The organism is Streptomyces sp. NPDC058195 (genome assembly GCF_042883525.1).
Classification (GTDB): Bacteria; Actinomycetota; Actinomycetes; order Streptomycetales; family Streptomycetaceae; genus Streptomyces.
Genome location: NZ_JBHVVM010000019.1, coordinates 102517 through 113699, shown reverse-complemented (window position 1 = coordinate 113699; position 11183 = coordinate 102517). Strand labels below are relative to the sequence as shown.

At 64.2% G+C, this 11183-nt stretch carries 8 protein-coding genes; 5 read left to right on the top strand and 3 right to left on the bottom strand.

Annotated features, from left to right (window positions below):
• Positions 1 to 60: 60 nt before the first annotated feature.
• Entirely contained in the window at positions 61 to 753 is a 693-nt protein-coding gene (locus ACFVWY_RS23460; protein ID WP_389875650.1) for a haloacid dehalogenase-like hydrolase, read from the bottom strand.
• Positions 754 to 851: 98 nt separating this feature from the next.
• On the opposite strand from ACFVWY_RS23460, the gene ACFVWY_RS23455 reads away from it, so the two are divergent.
• Together ACFVWY_RS23455 and ACFVWY_RS23450 are read left to right on the top strand one after the other, a co-directional pair.
• On the top strand, positions 852 to 1628 hold the full coding sequence (locus ACFVWY_RS23455) for an XRE family transcriptional regulator (RefSeq protein ID WP_389875647.1): 777 nt from the start codon (positions 852 to 854) through the stop codon (positions 1626 to 1628).
• The gene (locus ACFVWY_RS23450) at positions 1615 to 2082 is read left to right on the top strand and encodes an NUDIX hydrolase (RefSeq protein WP_389875644.1); all 468 of its coding nucleotides are present in this window, start codon (positions 1615 to 1617) and stop codon (positions 2080 to 2082) included. The genes ACFVWY_RS23455 and ACFVWY_RS23450 overlap by 14 nt, the downstream gene beginning before the upstream one ends.
• Here ACFVWY_RS23450 and ACFVWY_RS23445 read toward each other — a convergent pair.
• A complete protein-coding gene (locus ACFVWY_RS23445; RefSeq protein WP_389875642.1) occupies positions 2070 to 2633 on the bottom strand; it encodes an HD domain-containing protein in 564 nt (187 codons plus the stop codon). The genes ACFVWY_RS23450 and ACFVWY_RS23445 overlap by 13 nt on opposite strands.
• A 216-nt stretch (positions 2634 to 2849) precedes the next feature.
• Between ACFVWY_RS23445 and ACFVWY_RS23440 the strand changes: the two genes are divergently transcribed.
• The 3 genes from ACFVWY_RS23440 to ACFVWY_RS23430 are packed head-to-tail and all read left to right on the top strand — an operon-like array spanning position 2850 to position 8811.
• Positions 2850 to 6410: a DEAD/DEAH box helicase family protein gene (locus ACFVWY_RS23440; protein WP_389875759.1), complete on the top strand. Its 3561-nt coding sequence runs from the start codon at positions 2850 to 2852 to the stop codon at positions 6408 to 6410.
• Positions 6411 to 6436: 26 nt separating this feature from the next.
• Complete coding sequence (locus ACFVWY_RS23435) at positions 6437 to 7234, top strand: restriction endonuclease subunit S (RefSeq protein ID WP_389875756.1); 798 nt, start codon at positions 6437 to 6439, stop codon at positions 7232 to 7234.
• Positions 7234 to 8811 carry an N-6 DNA methylase gene (locus ACFVWY_RS23430; protein ID WP_389875640.1) on the top strand — a complete coding sequence of 526 codons (1578 nt, stop codon included), beginning with the start codon at positions 7234 to 7236 and terminating at the stop codon, positions 8809 to 8811. The genes ACFVWY_RS23435 and ACFVWY_RS23430 overlap by 1 nt, the downstream gene beginning before the upstream one ends.
• 222 nt (positions 8812 to 9033) lie before the next feature.
• Here the strand turns inward: ACFVWY_RS23430 and ACFVWY_RS23425 are convergent, their stop codons facing one another.
• Positions 9034 to 10572, bottom strand: coding sequence for a hypothetical protein (locus ACFVWY_RS23425; protein ID WP_389875638.1), 1539 nt, complete (start codon positions 10570 to 10572; stop codon positions 9034 to 9036).
• Between the last annotated feature and the right edge of the window lie 611 nt (positions 10573 to 11183).

The window sequence follows — 11183 nt, the reverse complement described above, 5'->3', positions numbered from 1 at the left end:
GTCCAGGCGTGGACGGCGTCACCGCGTAGGCGGACGGTCCGAGGACGTCCTGGGACGTTTTCAGTGCCTGGCGATGCCCTCAAAGTGGCTCATCAGCCCTGTGGTGTCCGAAAGGTCACGCAGCACGACTGCCGCGCCGGCTGCGGCCAGTTCCTCCTGGCTGTGAATGCCTGAGGCGACGGCGACGATGTGAGAGCCCGTGGAGAGGGCGGCTTCGACGTCCCGCGGCGTGTCCCCCACGAGTACGACGGGGACGTCCTGCTCCGCTCCATAGGCGCGGCGGATTCGCTCTCGCGCCACCGCCACGAGATCGGGACGCTGGACCCCGTCGGCACCGTAGGCGCCGACGGAGAGGTCGAGCAGAGAGTCGAGGCCGAAGGCGGCGAGCTTGACCTCGGCATTCGCCGCGATGTTGCCCGTGAGGACCGAGGACACCCACCCCTCCCTCTCCGCAACGCACTTGAGCGCGTCACATGCACCCGGCAGGGCCGTACCGCGCACCCGCAGCTCCCCAAACCGCTCCTGCCCGGCAAGGGTCAGGGCGTCCTGGATCCGGCCCCATTCCGGCTCGGGAACGTCGTGCCGAATGAACATCTCATGCATGATCAGGCGGTCCGTACGTCCCTCCGTGCGTGCCGGCCCGGTCGGCGCGAAGCCGGCCAGTGCGGCGAACGCGGCGGAGTAAATCTCCTTGCTCACACCCGCGTTGTCGATGAGCGTGTGGTCGATGTCCCACAGGACGCTGAGCTGCATACCGCCAGCGTAAGCACTGGCTCGATACCGCCCGGCACCACGGAAACGTCCCACGACGTCCTTGCCCTCCGCCTCACGACTCGGCTTGTATTGGCTCCGTGAACGAGCGACTTCACTCCGTACTCGCCCAGCGCGGTGTATCTCCCGAATCGCTCGCCGAAGCCTGCGAAGTGGACCCCAAGACCGTCGGCCGGTGGCTCGGCGGACGCGTGCCCCACCCACGGCACCGCTTCAGCGTTGCCCAGCACCTGCGTGTCGAGGAGACCTTCCTCTGGCCCGCACCGCTGCCACGCAGCGGTCGGCCTGGCACCGGCTTAGGCAGCGGCGAGATCATCGGCACCTACCAGAACCGGGCCAGCGTCCCCCGTGACACATGGCTCGCCCTCCTCCAGGGCGCCCAGCGGCAGATCGATGTCCTGATCTTCTCCGGCACCTTCTTCGCCCAGACCAACCCGCACGTCGCCAAGATGCTCGCCGAGCGCGCGGCCACCGGGGTGCGCGTACGCCTCTGCTTCGGTGACCCGAGCGGCAACGCAGCCGCCACCCGAGGCCGCGAGGAGGGCATCGGCGACACCCTCGCCGCCAAGATCCGCGCCTCCCTCACCTACTACCGCCCACTGCTGTCCGAACCCGGATGCGAGGTGCGGCTCCACGACACCACGCTCTATAACTCCCTCTTCCGGTACGACGACGATCTGCTGGTCAACCCGCATGTCTGGGGCCAGCCGGCGAGCGCCAACCCCCTGTTCCACCTGCGGAGAGTGGATGCCATGGGCTGGTTCGATAACTACGCTCAGAGCTTCGACGCCGTCTGGGCCGGCGCACGGCCCTGGATGCCCGATCATGAGGGGACCGCCGCACATGGGCAGGACTGAGTACTACAACGACCCCAACGCCCCAAAGGCCAACACCCTCATCCCGGCCAGCAACCTGCTGGTCGTCGACGACAGCGGCGCCATCCTGCTCCAGCGCCGCCGAGACACCGGCCAGTGGGCATTGCCGGGCGGGGCCCAGGACATCGGCGAGACGGCGGCCGAGTGCGCGGTACGCGAATGCCTGGAGGAGACGGGGATCGTCGCCGAGATCACCGGATTCCTCGGCGTCTACACGAACCCCCGCCACATCGTGGCGTACACCGACGGTGAGATCCGCCAGCAGTACGAGAACACCTACATCGGCCGCCCCATCGGCGGCGAGCCCACGATCAACGACGAGGCCGACGGCGTCCGCTTCGTTCAGCCGGCCGACCTCGACCAGTACGACATCCACGCCAGCATGCGCCAGCAGATCGGCGACTACCTGGCCGGCGCCTACCCCTACCTCGGCTGAGCCGCCAGCGCCGCCTCCACCCGCCTCACGGCGGCGAAGATCTCCGGTGCCGCCCGGCGGATGAACCGCCCAACCACGCTGTCGTTCCCGTAGCGGCCCAAGATCTCCGCGACACGCTCCTCGGCGGTGGTCCGGCCGCCGTCGGGCGTGGTCGTCATGTCGCAGTACACGAGCGCGTCCACCAACAGCGGCTCCTCCAGCAGAGGGAACTCGCTCGCGAGCTCCTCCCGCAGCCCCCGCTCCTCGGCCTCCAAGAGCGCGAACGAGTGGTTCGCGACCAACCGCACCAGCCGCTCGTCGGCGCCGTGCTCGTCCCGGAGGAACCGGGCTCCGTCCAGGGGGTGGAAACCGGTCGTCGCGAGCCGGGGCGCGTACCCGACGTCGTGCAGGGTGGCGGAGGCGATGAGCAGGCCAGCATCTCGGCCGAGAACCTGACTTACTTCGGCAGCGCGCTCGGCCACTCCCTGCGTATGCGCCCACCGTCGTGGAAGCGCACTGCTGAGTTCGGCCTTTGCGATCTCCGCCGCCCAGTTCTCGATGAGATCACCCATGCGGGCTCTCTGCCCAGAGTGCACCGCGGGCAAGCCTGGCCGGGTATGCGCATCCGTCTCGGCTCCCGCTGCCACCGATCCCGCCGGCGTCGTCACAGGACAGAAGATCAAATTTCTACTACTTGCGTGGCGTCCTGCTTCTAAGCTTGTGCCGATTCGACACAGCAGGGATGCAACACGGCCGGTGCCACGAGGATGGAGTAGCTGGTGGGGGAAATGGACGAGCGGCTACAGAAACTGGCGAAGTCCTCTCCGAACTTCGGCATCCTCTACTCACTGAAACCACTGTTGTCGCTCTACGGCGCCCAGGCCGAGGCTACGGTCTTCACCAACCCCAACTCCTCGCTCGTCCAGGCGGGCCAGTTCGGTGAAGTCCTCGCAGAGGAGCTGATCACTCGGATCGGCATGCGTGTGGAAGGCAATCGGCAGATCGATCGGCTGACCGCCCTGACTCGAGCCGGCGTCCTGATCCCTGAGACGCGCCGGGACTTCGATCAGCTGCGGGTGGACCGCAACAAGGCTGCCCACGCCCATTTGTTCGACACAGCGCGAGCGTTGGACGCTGTGAAAGTCTGCTACAAGCTCGGTCTCTGGTTCCACGACGCGATCTTTGACCGCCGCACGGTGGCGGAGTTTGTACCGCCCACGGACCCGCAGGCGATCGAGCGGATTTCGGATCCGGGCGAGGTTGCGGAGCTGAACCAGGCGCTGGATGGGCATCGCGAGGCCCTGACCCAGGCGCGCACACGCATCACTGAGTCAGCGAGTGAGCTGGAGGCCGAGCGGAACGCACGTGCCGAGGCGGAGCGCCTCATCGCGAGTGCCGGCGCGAACAACGCCGAGCTCTTGGCCCAGATCGAAAGGCTGACCTCGCAGGTTGCCGAGATGCGCGTTGCCCAGACGGCTGCCTACGAGCAGGCCCGTCAGGCTCCGCGGAAGGTCGATCCGGCGGCCCGTGACGCGATCATCCACCGCGCACAGCGGCGGGCACCGCTGAACGAGATCGAAGCCCGCAAGGAGATCGATAAGCTGCTGCGCGCCGCTGGCTGGGTGGTGCAGGATCGCAGCGAGGTCAACCCGATGGCAGGTCGGGGCGTAGCCGTGCGTGAGTTCACGCTCGCCACGGGACGGGCCGACTACGTCCTGTATGTGGACGGACAGATTGCCGGTGTCATCGAGGCCAAGCGTGAGGGCACGCACCTGGCCAGCGCGGTCGCGCAGAACGACCGCTACGCCGGCGGAGTGCTCAAGGAGCACCGGCTCGCCGTGTGGCGTGAGGACGAGCCGTTCGCCTTCCGGTATGCGACCACGGGCACCGAGACGTACTTCATCAACCGGCTGGACCCCGAGGCACGCTCCCGTGAGGTGTTCGCCTTTCACAAACCGGAGACGATCGCCGACTGGATGCGGCGGGCCGAGGAGCATCATGCGGCCCCGACTTTCCGTGCCGCCCTGCGCAGTGTTCCGGAGCTGCACCGTAATGGTCTGCGTCCGGCGCAGATCGAAGCAATCACGGGTTTGGAGAGCTCGCTCGCTCTGGACAAGCCGCGAGCCCTGATCCAGATGGCGACGGGCGCGGGCAAGACCTTCACCGCCGTTGCCCAGACGTATCGGCTGCTCAAGCACGCCCGAGCCCGTCGTGTGCTGTTCCTGGTGGACCGCAACAACCTGGGCAAGCAGGCGCTGGACGAGTTCAGGAAGTTCCCGACCCCGGATGATGGCCGCAAGTTCTCCGACATCTACAACGTCGAGCGCCTGGGCGCCGCAGGGCTGCAGGACAGCAGCTCGGTGGTCATCTGCACGATCCAGAAGATGTATCGCCTGCTCACCGGTGAGCACCTCGTTGACGACGATCCGGTCGACGAGGCGAACGACGACGTGGCGTATGAACAGTCCTACGCCGCTGAGAGGCCCATCGAAGTCGGCTACAACCCGGCCGTGCCGATCGAGTCCTTCGACCTGATCATCGTGGATGAGTGCCATCGCTCCATCTATGGCCTCTGGCGCGCGGTGCTGGAGTACTTTGACGCTCACCTTGTCGGGCTTACCGCCACGCCGACCCTTCAGACCCTCGGCTTCTTCGGCCGAAATCTTGTCTCCGAGTACACCTACGCGCAGGCCGTAGCCGACTGCGTCAACGTCGACTTCGACGTCATCCGCATCCATACGGATTTGCGGGAGAATGGCGGCGCGACCATAGAAGAGGGCACGACGGTCAAGATCCGTGACCGGAAGACCCGCTACCAGCGCTACGAGCAGCTGGCGGATGACTTCACCTACACCACCCGTCAGATCGGACGCTCGGTGGTCGCCGTCGACGAGATCCGAGCCGTTCTCACCGCTTACCGGGACAACTGGCAGAGCTGGTTTCCCGGCCGCAAGGAGGTCCCCAAGACGCTGATCTTCGCGGTTGGCGAGGACCATGCCGAAGACGTGCTCGCTCAAGCCAAGGAGGTCTTCGGGCGGGGGGACGAGTTTGCTAAGAAGATCACGTACAAGAGTCGCAAGGCTGGCGAAGACCCCAACGAGCTGATTCGTGATCTGCGGACGTCCCCGGGCCTCAGGCTCGCCGTGACCGTCGACATGATCGCCACCGGTACGGACATCAAGGCGCTGGAGTGCGTGATCTTCCTGCGAGAAGTGCGCAGCGCGGTCCTCTTCGAGCAGATGAAGGGACGCGGCGCCCGCACCATCGACGCCACTGAACTGCGCGAGGTGACCCCTGGCGGGGATGCGCGGGTGCGCAAGGACCGTTTCGTCCTCGTGGACGCAGTCGGCGTCACTGACTCTCCGCTCGTGGACGCGCGGCCACTTGTTCCGGCCGGGGAACGCCAGGTCTCACTGGCCAAGCTCCTCGACAAGGCTGGCACCAAGTCGATCAGTGCCTCGGAGGCGGAGATCCTCGCAGGCCGTCTCGCCCGCCTTAACCAGCAGCTCAACGCTGGCGAGCGCGACCAGATCACCAAGGCGGCCGGCGGCCTCGAACTCTCGGACATCGCGGGCGCGATCATGAAGGCCGCAGATCCCGACAGGCAAGACCGGGCCCAAGCGGAGGGGGGTGAGAAGGCGGCCCACGCGTTGATCGCTGCTGCCGTCGCCCCCCTCACCACCAGCCCCGACCTGCGCCAGCTGATCATCGAGATCCGTCGGGACAAGGACTATGTGATGGATGAGACCACTGCGGTCGCCGTCACCGACGTCCACGCGATCCCCCGAGAGGAACGGGCCCAGGAGCAGGTCGACCGCTGGAGCCGCCTCCTCGAGGAGGAGCGTGACAAGATCGCCGCGATCTCCATCGCGGTTTCGAGTCCCCGTTCCGTTGCCCCCACGGAGGCATACGCAGCGCTCAAGGAGCTGGCCGACAAGATCCGGCGCCCAGACTTCGCATGGACCCCGCAGGTCCTGTGGACCTACTACGAGGACCTCGGCCGCGCGACCGAGCGGCCTGGCAGGGAAGCCGGTGTGCCGGACCTCATCTCACTCATCCGGTACGAGCTCAACGTAGATTCGGAGCTGAAGCCGTACCGTGAGACGGTAGAGGAGCGCTTCGAAGGCTGGCTGCTGCGGCAGCGGCAGGCTGGCGTGGAGTTCACGGAGGACCAGATGTGGTGGTTGGAGGCCATCCGCGACGTCGTTGCCAGCGACGTCGGCATCGCCCCTCCGGACTTCCGAGCCGAACCGTTCGTTAGCCGCGGTGGCGGCAGGGGTCTGGCGTTGGCCTTTCCGGGGCGCACCCCGCACGACTTCCTGAATGAGTTGAATCGAGAACTGGCTTGAGCACCACGGAACTTCCGCCCGGTTGGGTGCGTGTCCGTCTGGCGGATGTACTGAGTGAGCCCTTGATTAATGGCCGTTCCGTACGCAGCATGGACGGCGGATTCCCGGTACTGCGCCTCACGGCACTTAAGCGTGGCGGAGTCGACCTTTCGGAACACAAGTCTGGTGCATGGAGCGAAGAGGAAGCCACCCCATTTCTAGTGTCTGAAGGGGACTTCCTCCTGAGTCGCGGAAATGGCTCTCGAAGTCTTGTCGGGCGCGGCGCAACGGTTAAGCGTGTGACATTCCCAGTCGCGTTTCCGGACACCATGATTCGCGTTAGGGTCCGACCCTCACTGGTCCTCTCGGAGTATTTGGAGTTCGTCTGGGGCTCCACTATTGTGAGGAATCAAATCGAGGATTCAGTTCGCACGACTGCGGGAATCTACAAGATCAATCAGAAGATTCTTGAGGGGATGGAGATCCCTGTTCCGCCGCTCGATGAGCAAAGGCGGATCGTTGGAGCTCTCGACGCCTATATTTCTCGCCTTGACATGGCGGAAAGGGGTATCGAGCTTGCACAGTTGCGTGCGGTCAGTTTGCGGAAAGCTCTCCTCTACCGTGCCTTCACGGGTGGTCTTGTTCCTCAGGACCCAAACGAGGAGGCCGCCAGTTTGCTGTTCGATCGGCTTCGAGCCGAACGGCAAGCAGATGATAATCCGCCTAAGCGCGTTCGCCGAGCGCGCAAGAAGGGTGCTGAGGCAGGGCCTGTGTCTCCGCCGGCTCCCTCTGTTTCCATGAACTCAACCCCTCACGTCGACATTCAGCAGGAGTTCGAGCTCTAGTGGGCGCAAACGAGATCAATTCGACTGCCCCTGCCAAGGTTACAGCGCAGACCAACTCGCTTGTCGCCAAGCTCTGGAACTATTGCAACGTCCTTCGTGACAATGGCCTGTCGACCATCGAGTACGTCGAACAGCTCTCATTCCTGCTATTCCTTAAGATGGCTGACGAGCTGGGTGCAGATCCGTTTGCTGAGGAGACAGCTGGTCCCATCGTTCCGCCCGCTTACGACTGGCAGTCGCTTGTTTCCAAGCGCGGCGAGGAGCTAGAGGCGCACTATCGCGCGGTGCTCACCGAACTTGGCAAGCGCCCTGGCACGACCCTGGGAACAGTCTTCGCAAAGTCCCAGAACAGGATCACCGAGCCGGCTCTCCTCGAAAAGCTGGTTGTCGACCTGATCGGTAAGACTGACTGGGTCCTCGAAGGCACTGACCTTAAGGGTGACGCATACGAGGGGCTGCTAGCCAAGGGGGCTGAGGACACTAAGACCGGCGCCGGCCAGTACTTCACGCCGCGCCCTTTGATTGATGCCATGGTTCAGGTGATGCGGCCGGGCCCCAAGGACAGGATTACTGATCCGGCCTGCGGAACCGCTGGCTTCCTGATTGCCGCGCACAGCTACATTCGCGAACACCACCTCAAAGGCCTCTCCCGAGAGCAGCGCCTCGGGCTTGGGCAGGGCAGCATCTGGGGAAACGAGCTCGTTCCAGGCACAGCCCGCCTCGCGGCGATGAACATGTTGCTTCACGGCATCGGTGAAGCTGGTGGTGAGTCGCTCATTACCACTGGTGACGCGCTGGCCGATGCTCCCACCGACCGGGCCTCTCTTGTTCTGGCAAACCCGCCGTTCGGCAAGAAATCGGCGATTACGGTGGTAGGAACGGACGGTAAGACCGACCGGGAGGACATCACCTACGACAGGTCTGACTTCCGCGCGACGACTACCAACAAGCAGCTGAACTTCCTGCAGCACATCATGTCGCTGCTGGAGATGGACGGCCGTGCGGCGGTCGTCCTGCCCGACAACGTGCTGTTCGAGGGTGGGGCTGGTGAGAAGATCCGACGTCGACTCCTCCAGGAGTTCAACCTCCACACGATCCTGCGCCTGCCCACGGGCATCTTCTACGCCGGCGGTGTTAAGGCGAACGTCCTGTTCTTCGAGAAGAAGACTCCGCGGGCTGACGGCCTTCCCAACACGTCCGAGGTCTGGGTGTATGACTTCCGGACCGGGCTGCACTTCACGCTCAAGCAGCGACCGCTTCGCCTCGCGGACCTGGCCGACTTCATCGAGGCGTACAACGCGGACGATCGTTCAGCACGCAGGGAGACCGAGGACGGCCGCTTTAAGCGGTTCACATGTGAGGAGCTCCTTGCCCGTGACAAGGTCAACCTCGACATCACCTGGCTGAAGGACCCGGCGCTCTACGATGCCGACAGCCTGCTCCCTCCCGAGGTCATTGCCCAGGAGATCGTGGAGGACCTCCAGGCCGCCCTCGCCGAGTTTGAGGCCATCGCCGAGGCGCTGGGCGGCGAGGTCAAGCCGGACGTTGCAGCCGAGGAAGTCATCGCCGAGGCATGACCCCCTTCTTGCGGTAACTCACGTCCCGCCCGGCGCGGAAACCTCAACGGTTGTGCCGCACTCTGGGCGGGACGGCGGCAGGAGGAAGGCGCTGCCGGCACAGCGAGATCGGCTCACTGAAATCGCGTTCTTTCCGGCCGATCCCGACGTTGACAGACCGGCTCCACAAGAAGATCGCCAACACGTTGTTACCGAGATCCAGTGAGCCGCGAGCCAAGAGCGTCAGTCCGGTAGATGGCGTCCCACGTGTCCGATGACGATCACCTTGTCGCTTTCGTCGAGGTACCAATAGATGCGAAGGCACTGATCGGGGCCGGTGGACTCGTCAACTTTGAGGTGTGGTTCCATGACAACTGGATTGTCCTTGTACTTCACTTCATAGTGACGCTTGTGCCGACGATCGCGTGCCGCAGGATTCTTTGCGGAATATCCATAGCCGAGATCAGCGAAGAACTCACCGAAGGGCTTCCCGAGAGTCCCGTCGCCCCACCGTCGGCCAGCGTCGGCAACGTCCAAGAGGGCTCTGTGTAGCTTCTCCGGATCCCTGTATTCGGAGAACTTCTTGATGCTTGCGTCAGCGCTTGGAAGGAAGACGAGATCGTCGCCGATTTCCGCCTTGGCATGCTCATAAGCCTCGGGCGCTGTCAGGGTCGATACGTTCGCATCGCGCGGCGCGGCTGATTGGCCATCATCGACAGCGGGCTTAGTGGAGTACTGACTTACCAGCGCGTACTGTTCGCGCATTGCAGCGACATCCGTCAGGGCGGCGGCGAGATCCTCCTTGAGGTCGTCGCGTTCCTCCCGAAGCCCGCGCAGCTCAGCGTCGGTGGTTTCGATGTACTCCTGAACCCAATGCGGGATGTCCCCGCTCTCGGCAAGCGCCTTCCGGCGTGCCGCTCGCATCCAGCCAAGAGCAGGATTCTCGGGTACCGACGCGGCGCTTACCGAACCCAGCCACCGCCTCAGCTCATCGATTAGTGCCTCATCATCCTCAAGGAGGCGACTAGGCGTCCAATACTTGTGTTCATATGGGTTTGCGTCCGCCTTGAATTTCGGCCAATACAGGCGTACTGCCCCCTGCCAAGCGGAGCGCTCTGCCCCTACTCTGTCGCTCAATGCGCGCGCAGCAAGGTGAGTGGAGAGGTGTACGACATGAGCGAGCCCGGATAGTTCCTTGGCCAACTTCCTCAAATCGACGAGCGGCTGCCCGGTTGAAGGGTAATTTGTGGCAACGACAACTGGAAGTGCACGCTGGTCGTTCGTCAGCCATTCGGCGAACTCGGGAATGTCGCCCGTGCGAAGCGTCGTGTGCGTCGGCCTTGTTGGTCGACCCGCATCAGATACTTCGAATTCTCGCAGGAGAGTGCGAACGATTGCCGGCGCAGAGAATTGATAGTTGGGCCGGCGGAGCTGGAAGCTATGGCTTCTCTGTTGGAGGCCGATTCGTACGGTTGCGCAGGCGGCATTCCCTTGGGCTGCGAGCGCCAGACTCAAAGTCCATCGCACCGAAGGGTCGTCCGTGCCGGGAAAGTGCCACAAGCAGCTCCAACCCGACGAGCCATCCTCGGTGGGCGCGTAGCGACTAACAGCCACCGTGTGTCCGCCACTCGCCTCGTGCTGCCCTTCGCTGAGGAACTCGGGGGCGAGGTGGGTCGGTCGGCTGACCCACTCGCGGATCAGCCTCTCAGCTCGGTTGAGAGTGTCCCCTGGGGACTCTTCGTCGCCGGTTAGTAGGAGCTGACACGCATAGAGCTCGCGCATTCCGCCTCTTTCGGACAATCTAAAACGAATCCGACATCGACATGTGGCGAGCTTCTGGCTCGCTGTTTCATATCAAGTACCACGGGCGGGCGAGCCGCAAGCCCACACTCGCGTCCGGAGAGGCTCTTCTCGAGCTGTCGCCGTCCGCATCGATGGGATCGAAGCGCATTGAAGCGAAGGTGGTATCTCCCCCCCCCCATAACCCTGGCCGTAGCTCGGCAGTCCGGATGGTGGCCGCAGTGGAGGCGGAACGTCCCTGCCTTTGTGGCCAGCGCATGTCCACACCCCACTGCGCCTGACTGTGATTACCTCGCGGTCACGCAGCGCATACGCGGAATGTCGTTCGCTTAACCTCAGGAGGCTTCGCGGGTGTCGACCCTCGAAAGTCTGCTGAGTGCGCGGGCCGCCTTCCTTCAAGGGCGGCACCGATGTACGGGCACGGGCCGAGCCCGAAGCCCCAAGTCCAATGACCTGTATAGGTGGCCGCCCGCCCATCTTGTGACGTCGGTGGAGCAGTCGCCGCTGCGTGAGCGCTGCGTGAGCGGACTGGGTGGCACCAGGGTGGACCAGTCGTCACGCCGATCAAGGCCGCAAGTCTCTGATCAGCGAAA